17 protein-coding genes are annotated in these 19,999 nt (G+C 74.8%); 7 read left to right on the top strand and 10 right to left on the bottom strand.

Annotation, left to right across the window (positions count from 1 at the left end; translation table 11 throughout):
- Positions 1–38 precede the first annotated feature (38 nt).
- From KKR89_RS06640 to ptsP, 4 genes are all read right to left on the bottom strand, one after another.
- Positions 39–1,031 (bottom strand): DNA topoisomerase IB, encoded by a 993-nt coding sequence (locus KKR89_RS06640; protein WP_208197532.1) that lies wholly within the window; start codon positions 1,029–1,031, stop codon positions 39–41.
- 92 nt (positions 1,032–1,123) lie between these two features.
- Positions 1,124–2,005, bottom strand: coding sequence for an acyl-CoA thioesterase (locus KKR89_RS06645; RefSeq protein WP_208197533.1), 882 nt, complete (start codon positions 2,003–2,005; stop codon positions 1,124–1,126).
- Positions 1,998–2,381 carry a globin gene (locus KKR89_RS06650; protein ID WP_307802235.1) on the bottom strand — a complete coding sequence of 128 codons (384 nt, stop codon included), beginning with the start codon at positions 2,379–2,381 and terminating at the stop codon, positions 1,998–2,000. Before KKR89_RS06650 ends, KKR89_RS06645 begins: the two co-directional genes overlap by 8 nt.
- Before the next feature lie 73 nt (positions 2,382–2,454).
- Positions 2,455–4,137, bottom strand: a complete 1,683-nt coding sequence (gene ptsP, locus KKR89_RS06655; RefSeq protein ID WP_208197535.1) for a phosphoenolpyruvate--protein phosphotransferase — start codon at positions 4,135–4,137, stop codon at positions 2,455–2,457.
- A gap of 200 nt (positions 4,138–4,337) precedes the next feature.
- Between ptsP and KKR89_RS06660 the strand changes: the two genes are divergently transcribed.
- Together KKR89_RS06660 and KKR89_RS06665 are read left to right on the top strand one after the other, a co-directional pair.
- A complete protein-coding gene (locus tag KKR89_RS06660; protein WP_208197536.1) occupies positions 4,338–4,568 on the top strand; it encodes a glucose PTS transporter subunit EIIB in 231 nt (76 codons plus the stop codon).
- 13 nt (positions 4,569–4,581) lie between these two features.
- Positions 4,582–5,052: a PTS sugar transporter subunit IIA gene (locus tag KKR89_RS06665; RefSeq protein ID WP_208197537.1), complete on the top strand. Its 471-nt coding sequence runs from the start codon at positions 4,582–4,584 to the stop codon at positions 5,050–5,052.
- A gap of 7 nt (positions 5,053–5,059) precedes the next feature.
- Here KKR89_RS06665 and KKR89_RS06670 read toward each other — a convergent pair whose 3' ends face one another.
- From KKR89_RS06670 to KKR89_RS06685, 4 genes are all read right to left on the bottom strand, one after another.
- Complete coding sequence (locus KKR89_RS06670; RefSeq protein ID WP_251141047.1) at positions 5,060–6,316, bottom strand: mechanosensitive ion channel family protein; 1,257 nt, start codon at positions 6,314–6,316, stop codon at positions 5,060–5,062.
- On the bottom strand, positions 6,313–8,571 hold the full coding sequence (locus tag KKR89_RS06675; protein WP_208197538.1) for a prolyl oligopeptidase family serine peptidase: 2,259 nt from the start codon (positions 8,569–8,571) through the stop codon (positions 6,313–6,315). The genes KKR89_RS06670 and KKR89_RS06675 overlap by 4 nt, the downstream gene beginning before the upstream one ends.
- Positions 8,572–8,639: 68 nt before the next feature.
- Positions 8,640–9,410, bottom strand: coding sequence for a hypothetical protein (locus tag KKR89_RS06680; protein WP_208197539.1), 771 nt, complete (start codon positions 9,408–9,410; stop codon positions 8,640–8,642).
- A gap of 47 nt (positions 9,411–9,457) precedes the next feature.
- Positions 9,458–10,537 (bottom strand): DUF6782 family putative metallopeptidase, encoded by a 1,080-nt coding sequence (locus KKR89_RS06685; RefSeq protein ID WP_208197540.1) that lies wholly within the window; start codon positions 10,535–10,537, stop codon positions 9,458–9,460.
- Between the two features lie 123 nt (positions 10,538–10,660).
- On the opposite strand from KKR89_RS06685, the gene malQ reads away from it, so the two are divergent.
- Positions 10,661–12,787, top strand: a complete 2,127-nt coding sequence (malQ, locus tag KKR89_RS06690; RefSeq protein ID WP_208197541.1) for a 4-alpha-glucanotransferase — start codon at positions 10,661–10,663, stop codon at positions 12,785–12,787.
- Positions 12,784–13,326 carry an AAA family ATPase gene (locus KKR89_RS06695; protein ID WP_208197542.1) on the top strand — a complete coding sequence of 181 codons (543 nt, stop codon included), beginning with the start codon at positions 12,784–12,786 and terminating at the stop codon, positions 13,324–13,326. Before malQ ends, KKR89_RS06695 begins: the two co-directional genes overlap by 4 nt.
- A 90-nt stretch (positions 13,327–13,416) precedes the next feature.
- Here the strand turns inward: KKR89_RS06695 and pepN are convergent, their stop codons facing one another.
- Positions 13,417–16,023: an aminopeptidase N gene (gene pepN, locus KKR89_RS06700; protein ID WP_208197543.1), complete on the bottom strand. Its 2,607-nt coding sequence runs from the start codon at positions 16,021–16,023 to the stop codon at positions 13,417–13,419.
- A 235-nt stretch (positions 16,024–16,258) separates the two neighbouring features.
- Between pepN and KKR89_RS06705 the strand changes: the two genes are divergently transcribed.
- The gene (locus KKR89_RS06705) at positions 16,259–16,879 is read left to right on the top strand and encodes a mycothiol-dependent nitroreductase Rv2466c family protein (RefSeq protein ID WP_208197544.1); all 621 of its coding nucleotides are present in this window, start codon (positions 16,259–16,261) and stop codon (positions 16,877–16,879) included.
- Entirely contained in the window at positions 16,876–17,418 is a 543-nt protein-coding gene (locus tag KKR89_RS06710; RefSeq protein WP_251141048.1) for a hypothetical protein, read from the top strand. Before KKR89_RS06705 ends, KKR89_RS06710 begins: the two co-directional genes overlap by 4 nt.
- 43 nt (positions 17,419–17,461) lie before the next feature.
- On the opposite strand, the gene KKR89_RS06715 is transcribed toward KKR89_RS06710, so the two are convergent.
- Positions 17,462–19,456 (bottom strand): M13 family metallopeptidase, encoded by a 1,995-nt coding sequence (locus KKR89_RS06715; RefSeq protein WP_208197545.1) that lies wholly within the window; start codon positions 19,454–19,456, stop codon positions 17,462–17,464.
- A 62-nt stretch (positions 19,457–19,518) separates the two neighbouring features.
- On the opposite strand from KKR89_RS06715, the gene KKR89_RS06720 reads away from it, so the two are divergent.
- Positions 19,519–19,971 carry a ribose-5-phosphate isomerase gene (locus tag KKR89_RS06720; protein ID WP_208197797.1) on the top strand — a complete coding sequence of 151 codons (453 nt, stop codon included), beginning with the start codon at positions 19,519–19,521 and terminating at the stop codon, positions 19,969–19,971.
- Positions 19,972–19,999: the final 28 nt, after the last annotated feature.

A 19,999-nucleotide genomic window follows, 5' to 3' on the forward strand; every position in this document is an offset into this window, starting at 1 on the left:
CTGCGGCCACCCGCAGGCGCCCGCACGCGGTCGTGGCGTCAGGACGTCAGCAGGGCGAGCGTGCGACGCTCGGCCACCTGCTGCGAGCGTGTGGGGGCGATCGTCTCGCCCCGCTCCCACAGGTCGACGACGCGCGGGTCGATGTACGACGAGCGCGCGACGGTCGGCGTGTTCCCGAGCTCCTCGGCGACGTCCTTGACGACCGACGCCACGACGCGTCGGCGGGCCCGCTCGCTGCGGGGCGGCGGACCGGCGTCGGCCAGCCCCCGGGCTGCGAGCACGGTGGCGTGCCACGTGCGGAAGTCCTTGGGCGTGGCCTCCCCGAGCCGGTCGCGCACGTAGCGGCCGACGTCCGCGCTCGTGACGTCGTGCCAGCCGGCGTCGTCGCGCCAGGCCAGCAGCTCGGGGCTCTCGTCGCGTCGGCGCAGCAGCGTGCGGACGAGCTCGGCGACGACCTCGTCGTCGACCACGGTGTCCCGCACCTGACCGGACTTGGCGGGGAAGACGAGGTGCACGGCGCCGGGGCGCCCGTTCTCGTCGGGCAGGACCCGCACGTGCTCGCGTCGCAGCGTCGCCAGGCCGAAGGAGCCGTGCCGGCGCGTGTAGCCCTCGGTGCCGACGCGCAGGTACGCGCGGTCGAGCAGGCGGAACGCGAGGGCCAGCGCCTTGTCCCGCGGCATGCCGTCCAGCGCGAGGTCGGCCCGCACGCGCCGGCGCGCCGCCGGCAGCCGGCGCGCGACGTCCAGCACGTGCTCGTGCTTGAGCCGGGCGCGGCGCGCCTGCCACTGCTGGTGGTAGATGTACTGGCGCCGGGCGGCGTCGTCGAGGCCCGCCGCCTGGATGTGCCCGCTGGGCCACGGGCTGATCCAGACGTCGCGCCACGCCGGCGGGATCGCGAGGGTCGTGACGCGCTCGAGGTGCCCCGGCTCCACGATGCGCTGCCGGTCGACGTCGAGGTACACGAAGCCGCGGCCGGTGCGGCGCCGGGTCCACCCGGGCTGGTCGAGGCGGACACGTCGCAGGCGAGCCATGCCGGAGAGTGTCACCCGGCGGCGGCCGTCGCGCGCGGCGAGGCGCGCGACCGGCGCGCGGTGCCGTCGGGGGGAGATGGTCGACGCCCCCGTCAGTCGGGGACGCGCACCATGCCCTCCTGCGCGATCGACGCGACGAGCGCACCGTCGCTGTCGAACACGCGCGCGGCGCCCAGGCCGCGGCCGCCCTGCGCGCTCGGGGTGGACTGCGTGAACAGCAGCCAGTCGTCGACGCGCACGTCGCGGTGCCACCACATGGCGTGGTCCAGGCTGGCCATGGACAGCCCCGGCGTGGCCCAGGGCCGGCCGGCCCGGCGGAGCACGGGCTCGAGCATGATCTGGTCGCACGCGTACGCGAGGAGCGCGCGGTGCAGCAGCTGGTCGTCGGGCACGGGGCCACGGGCACGCGCCCACACGCTCTGACGGCCCAGCGGCGAGTCGGCGTCGGGCCGCAGGTAGATGGGCCCGGGGATGTGCCGCAGGTCGAACGCCGACTCCTGCGCCCAGAACTTGGCCATGGGGTGGTCGACGTCGCCGAGGACGTCGAGGGCCGAGGCGACCTCGTCCGGTCCCGGCACGACGGGCATGGCCTCGGCGTACTCGATGCCCGGCTGACGCTCCTGGAACGAGGAGATCATCGACAGGATCGGCACGTCGCCCTGCAGCGCGTGCGTGCGGCGCGCCGAGAAGGAGCGGCCGTCGCGGAGCCGCTCGACCGCGAAGCCGATGGGAGCGGCGTCGTCGCCGGGACGCAGGAAGTACCCGTGCAGCGAGTGCGGCAGCCGCCCGTCGGGCACGGTGCGGCCCGCGGCGAGGAGGGCCTGCGCGAGGACCTGCCCCCCGAAGACGCGTCCCTGCGGCTGCGGCAGGCTCTGGCCCTCGAACACGTCGGGCTGCTGCGCGTCGGCGGTCAGGTCGAGCGCCCGCAGGACCGCGCCCACGGGGTCGTGGCTCGCTCCCCCCGGCTCAGTCATCGAACGTGTTGAGCATCGAGTGCGCGGCACGCTCGAGGTAGTCCCAGAGCTCGGCGTGGTGCAGCGGGGCGAGCGCGAGGGAGTCGAGCGCTGCGCGCATGTGCAGCATCCAGCGGTCCCGGGCGTCCGGGTTGACCTTGTAGGGCGCGTGGCGCATGCGCAGCCGCGGGTGGCCGCGCTGCTCGGAGTAGGTCGTGGGGCCGCCCCAGTACTGCTCGAGGAAGTGCGTGAGGCGCTCGGCCGCGGGGCCGAGGTCCTCCTCGGGGTACATGGGACGGAGCACGGGGTCGGTCGCGACGCCGCGGTAGAACTCGTCGACGAGCCGGACGAACGTCTCGTGCCCGCCGACGGCGGCGTAGAACGAGTCGTCTCTCACGTCGACCATCCTCACACGCGGGGCGCCGCGCCCCGGCAGCGACGGGGTGTGGGCCGCACCACGCCGACGACCGTCACAGCCCGAGCTCGTCCAGGACGGGCAGCCCGGCACGCACGACGGCGCGTGCGTCGGCGGCGCTCGACGCGTCGGCGGCACGCCGGGCCAGCACGCGGCACGTCGCCAGGTCGGTCGCGCCCAGGACCGCCGCGACGTCGGGCAGCGCGCGCGGCGTCATCGACAGCGACGTGACGCCCAGGCCGACGAGCACGACGGCGAGGGCGGGGTCGGCGGCCGCCTCGCCGCACACGCCGACGGGCCGCGCCTGTGCCGCACCGCCGAGAGCGGTGGCCTCGACGAGCCGCAGCACGGCGGGCTGCCAGGCGTCGGACAGCGCGGCCACGGCGCCCAGCAGCCGGTCCGCGGCCATCGTGTACTGCGTGAGGTCGTTGGTGCCGATGCTCGCGAACCGGGCGTGCGCGAGCATCGGGCCGGCCAGCAGTGCCGCGCTCGGCACCTCGACCATGATCCCCGCCGTGGTCAGGCCGTGCCGCGCGCACGCGGCGACGAACTGCTCGGTCTCGTCGACGGTCGCCACCATCGGCGCCATGACCCACGTCGTCGTCCCCGGGTGCGCCGCGGCGGCGCGCGCGATCGCCGTGAGCTGGTCCTCCAGCACGTCAGGCCGCTCCTGCGCGACCCGTAGGCCGCGCACGCCGAGCGCCGGGTTGGTCTCCGGTGCTGCGTGGAGGAACGGCAGCGGCTTGTCGGCACCCGCGTCGAGCGTGCGCACGACGACCTTGCGGCCCGTGAACGCCGCCAGCACGCGCCCGTAGGCGGCGGTCTGCTCGTCGACGTCCGGCGCCTGCGTGCGGTCGAGGAACGCGAACTCGGTGCGGAACAGCCCGACCCCCTGGGCGCCGGAGTCGGCCGCCGCCTGCGCCTCGGCCGGGTCACCGACGTTGGCCACCAGCTCGACGCGGTGCCCGTCCGCTGTGCGGCCGTCGCCGTCGAAGGTGCGGACGGCACCGGCCAGCGCGCGCACGCGTCGCACGGCGTCGTCCGACGGGCCGGGTGTCACGGTGCCCGCGGCGCCGTCGACCAGCAGCAGCGTGCCGTCGGGGACGTCCAGCACGCCCGGGGCGGCCACCACCGCGGGGATGCCGCGCGAACGGGCGAGGATCGCCGTGTGCGACGTCGGGCCGCCGGCTGCGGTGACCACCGCGACGACCCGCTGCGGGTCCAGCGTGGCCATGAGCGCCGGGGCGAGGTCCTGTGCGACCAGCACGTAGGGCTCGGCCCGCACGGGCACGCCGGGCGCCTGCTGACCCGTCAGGTGGGCGACGAGCCGGTTGCGCACGTCGACCACGTCGCGCACCCGCTCCGCCATGCGCCCACCGAGGGCCTCCAGGTCGGCGGACACGGTGTCGGCCGCCTCCCAGACCGCACGCTCCGGGACGAGGTGCTCGTCACGGACGCGTTGCTGGGCATCGGCGACCAGCGACGGGTCCGCGGCCATCGCGGCGGTGGCGTGCAGCAGCGCCGCGGCGTCACCCTCGGCCGCGAGCGCCGCGGCGTCGAGCTCGTCACGCACGGCCGCCGCCGACCGCGCGACCTGCTCGACGGCCGCCTGCCGGTCCGCACCAGGGGGCAGGCGGCGACCCGCCGGCGGTTCGGCGACCGCGTCGGGCAGGTGGACGGCCGGGCCGACCGCGCGGCCCGGGCTCACGCCGATGCCGACCACGTTGGTGGTGACCACCTGCGACCTCCTCGGTGCCTGCGCGCGACGCGGGCTCCGTCGCCGTCCGTCGTCGTCGTGCCCGCAGTCTGTCGCTCGCGCGCGCCGCGGGCCAGTGACGACACGCGTGTGCGTCGTCACCCTGCCCGGTGGACGCGGGGTCCGCGGGGCCCGGGACGGCGGTAACCTGGGGACGAGAAGCCGACACCCGGGGAGAGCCATTGAGCAAGGCAGAGCAGATCCTGGCCGCACTGGGTGGGGAGACGAACGTCGTCGACCTCGAGCCGTGCATCACGCGCCTGCGGGTCGAGGTCGGTGACGCGCAGCTCGTCGACGAGGCGGCGCTGCGGGCGAGCGGCGCGTTCGGCGTCGTGCGCTCGGGCCGCATCGTGCAGGTCATCGTCGGGCCCGAGGCGGACAGCCTCGCGGCCGAGCTCGACCACCTGCGCTGATCGTGACGCACGCGTGACCGCGCTGCGTCTCGCGAGCCCGGTCCCCGGCGTCGTGCGGCCGCTGTCGGCCGTGCCGGACCCGGTGTTCGCCGAGCAGATGGTCGGTCCCGGGGTGGCGGTCGAGCCCGACCGCACCGGGCGCCAGGACGTCCTGGCCCCCTGCGACGGCGTCGTCGGTGCGCTGCACCCCCACGCGTTCGCGCTGGAGCTCGACGACGGCCGCGGCGTGCTCGTGCACGTCGGCATCGACACGGTCACCCTCGCCGGGCTGGGCTTCGACGTGCACGTCGAGCGGGGGCAGCGCGTGCGCGCGGGGGAGCGCGTGCTGAGCTGGTCGCCGGTGGACGTCGCCGCCGCCGGGCTGTCGACCGTGTGCCCCGTGATCGCCCTGCAGGCGGACCCCGCCGCTGTCACGGCCGTGGTCGCGGACGGCGAGCACGTGGCCGCGGGTCAGGCCCTCCTGGCGTGGTCGCCCGCGCCCTGACGCCGCGTCACCCGGGCGACCGCCCCTGCGGCTGCTCGGGCTCGACCGCCTCGTGCAGCGGGGTGTCATGGGGGTCGCGCCCGCCGTCGGCGGGGTCGGTGCTCTCGCGGGACCCCGCGCCGGACCCAGCGTCGGTCCCGCCCTCGGGGCCGGCGTCCGGTGCGGACGCCTCCGGCGCAGGCGGGACGGGCGCCGCCGCGACCGCGGCGCCCACCATGCCGCCCCCGTCCGCCCCGGCGGGCCGGTCGCGGCGCTCCTGGTGCGCGACCAGCGCGTCGCGCTGCCCGGCGAGCGGCACACCGGCCGCCTCGAGCGCGTCCCGCACGGCGACCCGCAGGTGCCGGGCGACCTCCCAGTGCATCGCCGGCGCGGTCCGCACGGACAGCCGCAGGCCCACGGCGTCGGCGGCCAGCTTCTCGGCCCCCGTGACGCTCGGCTCGCCCTGCAGGTAGGCGCCCACGAGGGGGTCCGTGGCCACCCGGCGCGCCGCCTCCTCGAGCAGGCCGCGCGCCTCGTCGAGGTCGACGAAGTAGTCCACGTCGACCTCGACCACGGCGGTGCTGAAGCCCTGCGTCTTGTTGCCGACGCGGATCATCGACCCGTTCGGGACGTACCAGAGCGTCCCGTCGACGTCGCGCAGCTTGGTCACGCGCAGCCCGACGGCCTCGACGGTGCCCGTGGCAGCACCCACGTCGACGACGTCACCCACCCCGTACTGGTCCTCCAGCAGCATGAACAGCCCGGACAGGAAGTCCTTGACCAGGCTCTGCGCACCGAAGCCGACGGCGACGCCGACGATGCCCGCCGACGCGATGAACGGCGCCAGGTTCACGCCCAGCGCGTCGAGCACGAGGACGGCGGCGATGGACCCCACGACGATCGAGGCGGTCGAGCGCAGCACCGAGCCGATGGTCCGGGCGCGCTGTGCGCGGCGCGCGGTCGCGAGCGGGTTCGCCTTGAGCAGCACCGACCCGACCTCGGAGCGCCCGAGCGGACGCAGCAGGCCGCGCTCGGTGAGGGTCTCGCCCTCGGCGACGTGCGTCGTGATGCCCGCGATGGCGCGCCGCAGGAGGAGCAGCACGATCGCGCTGATGATGACGATGAGGACGATGCGCAGGGGGACGCCGACGAACCACTTCCCCCACTCGCCCGCCCAGGCACCCCAGTCGCCGTCCTTGGGCGCGATGGTCCCCGGGGACGGGTTGCTCGTGGACGCGGTCGGGTCTGCCGAGAGCAGAGCCGCGAACGGGATCGCCGCGGTCACGGGCCGACCGCCGCGAGCAGGTCCGTGCGGTCTGCGACGAACTGCAGCTGCTCGACCGACAGCCCGATCGTGCGCGACAGCGCGCGCGCCCCGTGCCCGACGCCGATCTCGCGGCGCACCAGCACCGGCCGCTGGGCGGGGTCGGACGTCGTCGCGGCCTGCAGGGCCGCCGCGAGCTTGCGTGCGTGCAGCGGGTCGACGCGCGAGTCGCCCTCGAAGACCGTGAACAGCACCGCGGGGTAGGCGGCGCCGTCGACGACACGGTGGTACGGGGAGTAGCCGAGCAGCCACCCCAGCTCCTGGGGGTCCTCCGCGTCGCCGTACTCCTCGGTCCACGTCACGCCCAGGCCGAACCGCTGGTAGCGCACCATGTCGAGCAGCGGTGCGGAGCACACCGCGGCGGCCCACAGGTCGGGGCGCTGCGTGACCGCCGCGCCGACGAGGAGGCCACCGTTGGAGCCGCCCCAGCACGCGAGCGCGCCCGTGGTCGTCCACCCCTCGGCCACCAGGTGCTCGGCGACCGCGTGGAAGTCGTCGAAGACGTTCTGCTTGTGCGCGCGCATGCCGGCGCGGTGCCACTCCTCGCCCTCCTCGCCGCCGCCGCGCAGGTTCGCGACCACGTAGACGCCGCCGGCCTCGACCCACGCGAGCGTGGTCGCGGAGAACGCCGGGTCCAGGCTGACCTGGAAGCCGCCGTACCCGTAGAGCGCGGTCGGGGCGGGCGACAGCGGCTGTCCGTCGGGTCCGACGTGGTCGGCGCGCGCGAGCACGAACGCGCGCACGGTCGTGCCGTCGGCGCTCGTGACCTCGATCTGCTGCGTGCGGACCTCGGGCAGGTCGGGCAGGGCCCCGGGGGGCGCCGCCCACAGCGTGACCACCCCGGTCGTGGCGTCGTACCGGTGCACGTGCGGCAGCGTCACGTGGTCGGTGTAGGCGAACCAGACGTCGGGGCCGCCCTCGGGGCGGGTCACGAGGCCGGACACCGAACCGAGCCCGGGCAGCGGGACCCCGCCCGTGCGGGCACCCGTGCGCGGGTCGTGGACGGTGACCTCGCTCACCGCGTGGCGACGCCACGCTGCCAGCAGCCCGGTGGGCGCGGTCGGGTCGCCATCGTCGACGAACGCGACGTCCTCGAGCACCGCGACGTCGTCCTGCGGCAGCAGGGTGGCCCAGTGCGTGACGCCGGGGGTCGTGGGGTCGGTCACGACGAGCCGGCCGCGGGGGGCGTCGAGGTCCGTGTGCAGGTAGAGCCGCCCGTCGCGACCGACCCACGCGCCGACCTCGGCGTCCAGCCCCACGGCGACCTCGACGAACGTCGGTGCCTCGTGCGCGCCGGGCGCCGCGAGGTCGGCGATCCAGACGTCGGTGCGCGGTGCGGTGCCCGCCGCCGCGGAGACGAGCAGCCAGCGGCCGTCGCGGCTGACCTGCACGCCGTAGTAGCTGGTCATCGGCAGGCCCGCGCCGAACACCTCGACGTCCTGCTCCGGCGGCGTCCCCACGCGGTGCAGCCAGACGCGCCGGTGGTACTGCTGCTCGTCGGCCGGGACGAGGTCGGGCGCGAGCCGTCGGACGTAGTAGAACGCGTCACCGCCCGGCAGCCACGCGACGGGGGAGTAGCGCGCGCGGTCGATCGGCCCGTCGACGCTCTCGCCCGTCGCCACGTCGAGCACGTGCAGGACGCTCTCCTCGGTGCCGCCGTGCGACACCTGGTAGGCGAGCAGGTCGCCCTCCTTCGAGGGCTGCCAGGCGTCCAGGGTCGTCGTGCCCGTCGCGTCGAGCGCGAGCGGGTCGATGAGGACCCGTTCGACCTCACCGGGCGCGGCACCCGCCGCGGCCACGTCGCCCGGCTCGGCGACCACGACGACCGCGTGCTCCTGGTCCCCGGTGCGACGTGAGAAGAACCGCCGGTCGCCGCGCCAGGCCGGTGCTCCGACGAACCCCGCGCCGAGCAGGCCGCGCAGGCGCGCCGAGAGGGCCGCATCGGCGAGCGGTGTGCCGGCGGCCCGTGCCGCCAGGCCCTCGCGGTAGGCCGCGTACAGGTCGTCCTGCGCGCGCGACCAGCGCTGGGTGCGCTCGTCGTCGGGGTCCTCGAGCGTGCGGTAGGGGTCGGCCACCCGGTGGCCGGCGAGCTCCTCGACGAGGTCGGTGCGCGGCGCCGGAGGGTAGGCGGCGACCGGGACCGCGGTCGGCGCGGGGGTGGTCGCGGGGCTCGTCGCGGGGGTGGCTGCGGCGGTGGGTGCGGGCTCGGTCGTCACGACGCCACAGGCTACGTGGCCCGGGCGTGCGGTCGCGCAGGCCGTGGCCCGTCCGGGGGAGCGGTGCCTCAGCGGGAGATCGGCACCGGCAGGTCGGTCACGACGTCCTGCGCGCTGTCCTCCAGCGCACCGTCGCCGGTCAGACGCACGGTGTGACGCACGATCGTGCCGCCGTCCTGGACCCACGCGACGACCTCGAAGCCGTCGGCGGTCGGCGTGGCCGTCGTCGGGGCGACCTGCCCGTCGAGGGCGGCCCGGGCCGTGTCCGCGGCGGCCTGCGCGTCGGCGTCGAGCCGGGGGCGCAGCCGGACGTCGTCGAACGAGGCGATGCGCTGCGACCACTGCGTGAACGAGCGCGTCGCGTCGAGGTACGTGTCGACGACGGCCGCGGCGGTCGCGGCGTCCGCGACGTGGACGTCCGCCTGCGCGAGCAGGTCGACGAACACCTCGGGTGCGCCCGCGAGGACCACGGCACGGTCGTCGTCCGAGAGCGCGACGTACGCCCGCGAGCCGTGCGACCCGCCGCGCGCGAGCACGTCGAGGACCTGCCACCCGGTCAGCCACGGCGTGTCGAGCGGGGTCACCGTGGTGCCGTCGGACGTCACGAGGTCGGCGAGCGCGGGGTCGTCCGCGCGCAGCGCATCGGCCAGCCTCGTGCTCACGTCGTCCTCCTGGGGACCGTCGGTCGTCGGGGTGCCGCCTGCCGGCGCGGTGGTCGCGGCAGTCGTCGTCGGGGTCGTCGTGGGGCTGCTGGCGCCGTCGCACGCGCCGAGCGTCAGCAGGGCGCAGAGCGCGGCAGCCGCGCCGACCGCTGCCCGGTGGTGGTTGGTGCGTCGCACGCCTGCTCCTCGTCCCGTCGTCCGTCGCGTCACGCTAGCCGCTGCCCTCAGTGCCTGTCGTCCCACGCGTCCCCGTAGTAGTCGTCGTACGGGTCACCGGTGTTCGACGTCACGTACGTGCCGTCGAGGAACAGGTTCCGGACCGCGGCGAACCCGGCGTCCCGCGCCTGCGCCCCGGTGCGGCCCGCCTTGACGGCGGCGTCGTACGCGTCCCAGTAGGTGTCGTCCGAGACGTCGGTGGGCATCTTCACACCCGCGTCCTCGAGCTCACGGGCCGCGAGGATCTCCTCCACGACGCCACGCGTCTCCTCGTCGAGCATCCCGTTGACGTAGTCGTCGCGGGAGTCCTGGTCGATGTCCGGGCTCTGGCCCGCACGGTCGCTCTGCGCGTGGTTGACCTCGTGGACCAGGGTCCGGACGGTCTCGAGCGGCGTGTGGCCCGCGTCGATGTAGACGTCCGTGCCGTCCCAGTACGACCCGCGGCTGCTGTCCTTGATCGAGATGCCGTTGTCCGCGAGCCACTGCAGCATCTCGCGGCCGCGCTCGGTCTCCAGGAGGGTTCGCACGGCCTCGCCGTCGGGGTCCAGGCCCTCGGGGATCGTGACGCCGTCGACGACGGGCAGCCCGTTGGACGGGTCCGTGGGGTGGCCCGTGGGCGTGGGTGTCGACGTCGGGTCGTCGGTGGGGTCCTCGGTGGGGTCCTCGGGGCAGAACCACCCGAGCGTCTCGCACCACCAGCTCGGTTCGTCGTCCTTCGTCTCCTCCTCGTCCTGGGGGTCCGAGCAGAACCAGCCGACGTTGTCGCACCACCAGCTCGGTTCGTCGTCGTCGGGCGCGTCGGTCCCGGGGTCACGCGTCGTGGGGGTGCTGCAGTCGGCCTGCCCCAGGGACGAGACCTCGCACACGAGCCGCGCGACGAGCGCCTGGGCGACGGGGCTGACGGCCAGGACGACCGACCCGATGATCGCGACGACGACCACCACGATGCCGACGTACTCGATCGTGCTCTGACCGCGGTCGCGCAGCGGGTCGCCGACGGGACGGCCGGTGGTGAGGCGTTCCCTCCACGCCCCACCACGGGGCCGTCCCGTCGGCCGTCCTGGCACCCGCTCGCTCGTCGCGGTCATGTGCCCAGCGTCGGGGAGCGGTGTGGGGGCGACCAGGGCCTGGAGCCCCTGTGCACGGGACCCGCCCTGGGTCCCCGGGCCCGGCGTCAGGCCGGGCGCCCTTCCCTCTGGCAGGATCGAGACGTGCCGGACACCACCTCTCACGCGGACCTGCGGCGACTCGCCGTCGCCTACGACGTCGTCCCGGGCTACCGGGGTCACGACGGGCACGACCACGAGGCCTCTGACGAGACGCTGGTCCGCGTGCTCGCCGCGCTCGGCGTGGACGCGTCCTCGCCGGAGCGCATCGCGCTGGCCCTCGCGAACGTCGAGCACATGCCGTGGCGGCGGGTGCTGCCGCCCGTGGTGGTCGTCCGGCAGGGCACGTCCGCCCACGTGCCGGTGCACGTGACGCACGGCGACCCCGTCGACGTCTGGGTCGAACTCGAACCCGAGGCGGGCGGCGGGCGTCGTGAGCTGACCCAGGTCGACGTCGTCGTCGAGCCGCGCACGGTCGACGGGCGTCTCGTGGGCCGCGCGACGTTCGAGCTGCCCGACGACCTGCCGCTCGGGTGGCACGAGATCCGCACCGACGGGCCCAGCGCGCACGCGCACAGCCCTCTGGTCGTGACCCCGCAGAGGCTCGAGCTGCCCCAGCGGCTGCGTGAGGGCGGCGTGTGGGGGCTCATGGCCCAGCTGTACTCGGTGCGGTCGCGCACGTCGTGGGGCGTCGGCGACCTCGCGGACCTCGCGGAGCTCGGCTGGCTCGCGGCCCACCGGTGGGGGGCGGACTTCCTGCTCATCAACCCGCTGCACGCGGCGGAGCCCGTCGAGCCGCTGACGCCGAGCCCGTACCTGCCGACCACGCGGCGCTTCGTCAACCCGCTGTACATCCGCGTCGAGGACGTGCGCGAGACGGCGTACCTGTCGGCGGCCGACCGTGCGCTGCTGGAGTGGGCGGCCGAGCCCGTGATCGCGCTCGACGACGACCCCGGCCCGATCGACCGCGACGCCGCCTGGGCCGCCAAGCGGGCCGCCCTCGAGGTCGTGCACGCCCACCCGAGGTCGGCGGCCCGGCAGGCGGCGTTCGACGCCTTCGTCGAGGAGGAGGGCGAGGGGCTGCGCGAGTTCGCGTTGTGGTGCGCGCTCGTCGAGCGTCACGGACCCGTCGCGGACTGGCCCGAGGACCTGCGCGACCCCCTCTCCGACGCCGTCGCGGCGGCGGCGGTCGAGCTCGCCGACCGGGTCGTCTTCTGGTCGTGGCTGCAGTGGGTCGCCGACGAGCAGCTCGAGCGCGCCCAGCGCGTGGTGCGCGAGGGCGGCATGGCGCTGGGGATCATGCACGACCTGGCCGTCGGGGTGCACCCCGAGGGTGCCGACTCGTGGGCGCTGCGCGACGTCCTCGCGACGGGTGCGTCGGTGGGCGCGCCGCCCGACATGTACAACCAGCAGGGCCAGGACTGGGCGCAGCCGCCGTGGCACCCCGAGGCTCTCGCGCGCGCCGCCTACCGCCCGTACCGCGACATGCTGCGCACGGTGCTGCGGCACGCCGGCGCCATCCGGATCGACCACGTCCTCGGCCTGTTCCGGCTGTGGTGGGTGCCCGCGGGCAACAGCGCCAAGGACGGCGCGTACGTGCGGTACGACCACGACGCGCTCGTCGGGATCCTCGCGCTCGAGGCGCACCGGGCGGGTGCCGTCGTCATCGGCGAGGACCTCGGCACGGTCGAGCCGTGGGTGAGCGACTACCTGTCGGAGCGCGGCGTGCTCGGCACGTCGGTGCTGTGGTTCGAGCAGGAGCACGACGGTCGGCCGCGCCCGCCGGAGAGCTACCGCCAGCTGGTGCTCGCCACGGTGACGACGCACGACCTGCCGCCGACCGCCGGGTACCTCGCGGGCGAGCACGTGACGCTGCGCGACCGTCTCGGGCTGCTGTCCGAGCCCGTCGCCCAGGTGCGCGCGCACGCCGAGGCCGAGCGGGACGCCATGCTCGACGCGCTGCGCGAGCGTGGGCTCGTCGGGCACGACCCCTCGGAGCGTGAGGTGGTCGAGGCGCTGCACCGGTGGATCCGGGCGACCCCCGCCGCGCTGCTGGGCGTGTCCCTGGCCGACGCCGTGGGGGAGCGCCGGGCGCAGAACCAGCCGGGCACCGACCGGGAGTACCCGAACTGGAAGGTGCCCCTCGCCGACGGCACCGGACGGCTGGTGCTCCTCGACGACCTGTTCACCAACGCGCGCGCACAGTCGCTCGCCGACGCGATGAACGAGTGAGCCGTCCGCTGCAGCGCGTGCGGGTGGTCGGGACCTCCGGCGCCGGGAAGACGACGTTCGCACGACGGCTCGCGCGCGCCCTGGGCGCGCCGCACATCGAGCTCGACGAGGTGTTCTGGGGGCCCGGCTGGGTCAAGCGCGACGCCGAGGAGGCGCGGACCGACCTGCGGGCGCGCACGGCAGGCCCGCGCTGGGTCGTCGACGGCAACTGGGACTCCCGGCTCGACGGCGCGCTGGACGGCGCCGACGCCGTCGTCTGGCTCGACCACCCGCGGCGCACGGTGATGTCGCGGGTCGTGCGTCGCACCCTCTGGCGCGGGATCACGCGCCGCGAGCTGTGGCACGGCAACCGCGAGTCGCTCGCGAACCTGCGGCACACCGACCCGCACCGCAACATCGTGCTCTGGGCGTGGCACCACCACGCCGGGGTCGCCGACAGGTACGCCGCCCGCGCCCAGGCCCCGGGCTCGGACGTCGTCCGGCTGCGGGGCCCGCGCGCGGCCGAGCGATGGCTGCGCGCGGTGGAACGCGGTCGCTGACCCGGTCACGGCGGATCGGGACGGCGGGACCTCACACCACGGACGACGACGGCCGGGCACCCTGCGGTGCCCGGCCGTCGTCGTCGTGCGTCAGACGCGGCGGCGGTCGGCCTCCTGCGCGGCGAGCGCGCGTCGCACGCCGTCGCGCGACTCCACGACGAGACGCCGCAGCGCCGCCGGGGCGTCGCCGTGCGCGGCCAGCCACGCGTCGGTCGCCCCGAGCACGTCCACCTGGGGGTGGTCCGCGAGGGCCGTCGGGTAGAGCCCGAGCACCACGTTCTGCGCCATCTCGTTCGTCTTGTCGGCCCAGACACGCTCGAGGTCGGCGAAGTACGGCTCCACCCACGGCACGAGCAGCGCGTTGTCGTGCACGCGACCGAACCCGCCGATCGTCGCGGCCTGCAGGGCGTTCGGCAGGTCGTCGCCCTGCACGACCGCCGACCACGCCCGCTCCTTGGCCTCCGCGGTCGGCACCGCGGCCCGGGCGGCAGCGGCCGCGCGCTGCCCGGTGGCCGTCGCGTCGGCCGCCTGCTGCGCGGCGATGTCGGCGTCCCCCGCACGGCCGCCCGCGACGAGCGCGGTCAGCAGCTCCCAGCGCAGGTCCGTGTCCACGGACAGCCCCTCGAGGGCGCGTCGTCCATCGAGGATCTCGGTCACCACGTCGAGCTGTGCGGCGGTGCGCGAGCGGCCCGCGAACGCCTTGAGGAGCTGGAGCTGCTGGTCCGAGCCGGCCGGTGCGGCCAGCGCGAGCTCGAGCAGCCGGTCGGCCGCCGCCGTGGCAGTGGCCTCGCGGTGCTCGGGTGCGACGTACAGGTCGAGGGTCGTGGTGAGCTGGCGCAGCAGCACGAGGATGACGGACGAGTCCGTCTCGTGCGCGATGTTGCCGAGCACGAGGTCGACGAAGTCCCGGGCGGGGGTCTCGCCGTCGCGCGTGGCGTCCCAGGCCGCGTTCCACACCAGGGTGCGCGGGAGGGAGTCGGTGAACTTGTCCAGGTGCGCGACCGACGTCGCGAGCGACTCGGGGTCGAGCCGGACCTTGGCGTAGGCCAGGTCCTCGTCGTTGACGAGCAGCAGCGCCGGGCGACGCACCCCCACCAGCTCGGGGACCTCCGTGCGCGCGCCGTCGACGTCCAGCTCGACGTGCACCGTGCGGACCAGGCGCGCGTCGTCGCCCTCGCCCACGAGGTCGTAGCCGCCGACCGCGAGCCGGTGCGGACGCTGCACCGGGTGCTCGTCCGGGACCTCCTGCAGGACCGCGAAGGACGTGATCACGCCGTCGCCGTCGACCTCGACCGCGGGACGCAGCAGCGTGACGCCCGCCTGCTCGAGCCACAGCGCCGACCACGCCGACAGGTCGCGCCCGCTCGTCGTCTCGAGCTCGGTCAGCAGGTCGTGCAGCTGGGTGTTGCCCCACGCGTGCCGCTGGAAGTAGGCGCGCACGCCCGCGAAGAACTGCTCCTGGCCGACCCAGGCCACGAGCTGCTTGAGCACCGACGCGCCCTTGGCGTACGTGATGCCGTCGAAGTTGACCTCGACGTCCTCGAGGTCGCGCATGTCCGCGACGATCGGGTGCGTCGACGGCAGCTGGTCCTGCCGGTACGCCCACGACTTCTCGAGGGAGGAGAACGTCGTCCAGGCGCTCGTCCACTGCGTCGCCTCGGCCGTCGCGAGCGTCGAGACGTACTCGGCGAACGACTCGTTGAGCCACAGGTCGTCCCACCAGCGCATGGTGACGAGGTCGCCGAACCACATGTGGGCGAGCTCGTGCAGGATGGTCACCGCGCGCCGCTCGACCGTCGCGTCGGGCACCTTGGAACGGAAGACGTAGGACTCGAGGAACGTCACCGCGCCCGCGTTCTCCATAGCGCCCGCGTTGAACTCGGGGACGAAGAGCTGGTCGTACTTGGCGAACGGGTAGGGGTGGCCGAAGCGCTCCTCGTAGAACGCGAAACCGGCGCGCGTCACGTCGAGGATGTTGTCCGTGTCCAGGTGCTCGGCCAGGGACGAGCGGCAGTACACACCCAGCGGGACCGTGCGGCCGTCGCTGCTCGTCAGCTCGCCGTGCTCGCCGTGGTACGGGCCGGCGACGACCGCCGTGACGTAGGACGCGAGGGGAGGCGTCGTGTCGAACCGCCACGTCGCGGTGCCCTCGTCGCGGCCGCCGTTGAGGTTGCGACCGCCCTCCACCCGCTGCGGAAGACCGAGCTGCGGGTAGTTCGACACCACCGTCCAGTGCGCGGGCGCCGTCACGGTGAACGTGAACGTGGCCTTGAGGTCGGGCTGCTCGAAGACCGCGAACACGCGGCGCGAGTCCGCGACCTCGAACTGGCTGTACAGGTACACCTCGTCGTCGACCGGGTCCACGAAGCGGTGCAGACCCTCGCCGGTGTTCATGTACGCGCAGTCGGCGACGACCCTGAGCTCGTTCTCGTCCGCCAGGTCGTCCAGACGGATGCGCGAGTCCGCGACCACGTCCGCGACGTCGAGGTGGCGCCCGTTGAGCACCACCTCGTGGACCGTCGGCGCGATCAGGTCGATGAACGTGCTCGCACCGGCGGACGCCGAGAACCTCACCGTCGAGCGCGACGCGAAGGTCGTCGGACCTGTCGTCAGGTCGAGCTCGACGTCGTACGCGTGGGTGCGGACGAGGGCGGCGCGCTCGGCCGCCTCGGCGCGGGTGAGGTTCTCTCCTGGCACGGATGCTCTCCGATCGTTCTGCGGCGGTGGCCACGGTGGGCTGCAGCGGCGACCGGGCGGTCGGCGACGACCGGGGGTCGGGGTCGGCCGGGGCGGGACGCCGCCGTGTCGCACGTGCGCGACCGCACGATCATGCCACGGTGCCCCCCGTCGGCAGCGGAGACCTGCAGGGATGTGCACCGCCTGGCCGGAAGGGGCACACTCTGGCTGACCCTGCGACTGAGAGGAGGCCGGCGTGCCCGTCGTCGACTTCTGGTTCGACCCCGCCTGCCCGTGGGCGTGGATGACGTCCCGCTGGATGGACGAGGCCGCGCGTGTCCGTGACGTCGAGGTCCGGTGGCACGTCATGAGCCTGTCCGTCCTCAACGAGGGCCGCGACCTGCCGGACGGCTACCGCGAGCTGATGGACGCGTCGTGGGGTCCCGTGCGCGTCCTGGTCGCCGCCGCGCGCGACCACGGCGACGAGGTCCTCAAGCCGCTGTACGACGCGATGGGCACGCGGCGGCACCCCGGTGGTCGGACCGACACCGACGCGATCGTCGCGGAGTCCCTCGCCGAGGTCGGGCTGCCCGCCTCGCTCGCGGACGTCGCTGCCACCGAGGACGTCGACGACCTGCTGCGCGCGTCGCACGCCCGGGCGATGGAGCTCGTGGGCGACGAGGTCGGCACGCCGGTCGTCGCCATCGACGGTGTCGGCTTCTTCGGTCCGGTGATCACACCGGCGCCGCACGGCGAGGCGGCCGGGCGCCTGTTCGACGGGTTGGCGTTGGTCACGAGCGTGCCCGGCTTCTACGAGCTCAAGCGCACGCGCACGCAGGGCCCGGTGTTCGACGCGCCGGCGTCCGTCCAGGCGTGAGCGTCCCGGGGCCCCTGCGCGGCCTGAGCCGCGGCCTGCAGGTGTTCGTGCTCGTCGACGTGCTGCTCGTGCTCGTGCTGGTCGTCGTGCTCGCTGCCACGCTGCCCGGCCGCGGCGGGCCGGACCCGCAGGCCGGGGCGGCGAGCACCTCGACGCCCGTCGCGACGTCCGACCCGGGCGACGGTGCGGCCGCGCCGGACGAACCCGTCGCGTTCACGCTGCCCAGCGGCAACATCGCGTGCGAGATGAGCGTCGAGGGCGTGCTCTGCACGATCCGCAGCTTCACGTACGCCGCACCGCAGGTCACCGGGTGCGAGGCGGCGGCGGGTCACGTCGTCCGGTTCGACGCCGAGGGCTTCGGGTTCCGGTGCGAGGACGACGGCGTACCGACGGTCGCGAGCGGCAGCGAGCTGAGCTACGGCGCGCGCGAGAGCGTCGGGGACTACACCTGCGCGTCCGGCACCGACGGCGTGACGTGCACCGACGCCACGGGCGTCGGGTTCCGGCTCGCCCGCGGCCAGTGGGTGGCGCTGCCCTGACCGACGCGCGTGCGGCCCCGCACGGGGACCGCACGCGCGCGGGTCACCAGATGCGGACCCGGCTGTCCGGGTCGAGCCACAGGGCGTCGTCCGGGCTCACGTCGAACGCCGTGTAGAACTCGTCGATGTTGCGCACGACCCCGTTGCAGCGGAACTCGTCCGGTGCGTGCGGGTCCACCGCGAGCCGCCGGACGACCTCCTCGTCGCGGCCCTTCGTGCGCCACGAGTGCGCCCAGCCGATGAACAGCCGCTGCAGCCCGGTGTGGCCGTCCAGCACGGGCGCCTCGGCCAGCGGCCGGCCGAGCGCGATCTCGTAGGCGCGGACGGCGATCGCCAGGCCACCGAGGTCGCCGATGTTCTCCCCGATCGTCAGCTCGCCGTTGACGTGGTGGCTGCCGCCGAGCTGGCGCGGGGAGTACTGCGCGTACTGGTCGACGAGCGACTTGGTGCGACGCTCGAACTCCGCGCGGTCCTCCGCCGTCCACCAGTCGACCAGCCGGCCGTCACCGTCGTACTTCGACCCCTGGTCGTCGAACCCGTGGCCGATCTCGTGGCCGATGACGGCGCCGATCCCGCCGTAGTTGACCGCGTCGTCCGCCTCGGCGTCGAAGAACGGCGGCTGCAGGATCGCGGCCGGGAAGACGATCTCGTTCATGCCGGGGTTGTAGTACGCGTTCACGGTCTGCGGGGTCATGAACCACTCGTCCCGGTCGATCGGGCGGCCGATCTTGTGCAGCTCGCGGTCGAGCTCGAAGGCGTGCGAGCGGCGCACGTTGCCCAGCAGGTCGTCGGCGCGCACGTCGAGCGCCGTGTAGTCGCGCCAGCGGACCGGGTAGCCGATCTTGGGCGTGAACTTGTCGAGCTTCTCCAGCGCGCGGCGGCGCGTGTCCTCACCCATCCACTCGAGCCCGGTGATCGACTCGCGGTACGCCTCGACCAGGTGGGCGACGAGCGTGTCCATGCGCTCCTTGTGCGACGGCGGGAAGTGCCGCTCGACGTACACCTTGCCGACGGCCTCGCCCAGCGCGCCCTGCACGAGGGACACGCCGCGCTTCCAGCGCTCGCGGACCTCCGGCGCGCCGGACAGCGTGCGCCCGTAGAAGTCGAAGTTCGCCTCGACGAGCTCGTCGGTCAGGTACGGCGCGCGCGACGACACGGCGTGGTACGTCGCCCACGCCTGCCAGTCCGCGAGCGGGACCTCGGTCCACAGCTGCGCGAAGCCCTCCGCGAAGGACGGCTCGCGCACCACGAGCCGGTCGAGCGACCCGGCGGGGGCGCCGAGCGCCTCCGCCCAGGCCCGCCAGTCGAACCCGGGCGCGCGCTCGGTCAGCTCGGCCAGCGTCAGCGCGTTGTAGGTGAGCTCGGCGTCGCGGTCCTTCACGACGTCCCAGTGGTGGGCCGCGAGCCGGGTCTCGAGCGCCACGACGCGCGCCGCGAGGTCGTCCGGGTCACCTGCCGCGACGACCGCCGACGCGGGTGCCGCCAGCCGCAGCATGCGCGCGACGTGCGGCAGGTACTTCTCGCGCACCGCGGCGTGCTGCTCCTCGCGGTAGTACGCCTCGTCGGGGAGCCCCAGGCCCCCCTGCACGAGGTGCACGACGTAGCTGTCGGGGTCCTTGGCGTCGTTGTCGACGTACAGGTCGACGGCGGACACGGCACCCGTGCGCTGCAGGGCGCCCAGCGCCGTGGTCAGCTCGGCGCGCGTCGTCGCGGCGTCCACCAGGGCCAGGTCCTCGCGCAGCGGCTCGACACCGGCCGCGGCGACCGCGGCGGTGTCCATGAAGCTCGCGTACAGGGCGCCGATCTTGGCCTCGACGCCCTGGGCGCCGCCCTCGCCGGCCGCGGCCGCGGCGTCGGTGATGATGTCGAGCACCTGGCGCTCGGCCTCGTCGTACAGCGCACGGAACGGGCCGTCCATCGCGCGGTCCGCCGGGATCACGTAGGAGGCCGCCCACCTGCCGTTGACGTGGGCGTCGAGGTCGTCCTGGGGTCGGACGGCCGGGTCGAGGTCGTCGAGGGGGAGTCCGCTGCGCGTCATGGGCGACAGCCTACGAAGAGACGGTGACATCCGACGCCGCCGCGCTGCGGCAGGATGGGCACATGCGCATCCACGTCGCCGCCGACCATGCCGGTTACGAGCTGAAGGTCGCGCTCGTCGAGCACCTGCGGGCCGCCGACCACGAGGTCGTCGACCACGGGGCCTTCGAGTACGACGACCAGGACGACTACCCGTCGTTCTGCTTCGCCGCGGGGGAGGCCGTCGTCGCCGACCCCGGTTCGCTGGGCGTCGTGATCGGCGGGTCCGGCAACGGCGAGCAGATCGCCGCGAACAAGGTGACCGGGGTGCGCGCGGCGCTGGCGTGGAACCTCGACACCGCCCGCCTGGGCCGTCAGCACAACGACGCCAACGTCGTCGCGATCGGTGCGCGGCAGCACTCGGTGGACGAGGCGCTCGAGCTGGTCGACGCGTTCGTCGCCGAGCCCTTCAGCGGCAACCCGCGTCACGCCCGCCGCATCGAGCAGCTCGCGGCCTACGAGGCCGCGCGCGCCTGAGCGCCGGCCCGGACGCGCGGCCCTGCGG

This window comes from Cellulomonas dongxiuzhuiae, from assembly GCF_018623035.1.
Classification (GTDB): Bacteria; Actinomycetota; Actinomycetes; order Actinomycetales; family Cellulomonadaceae; genus Cellulomonas; species Cellulomonas dongxiuzhuiae.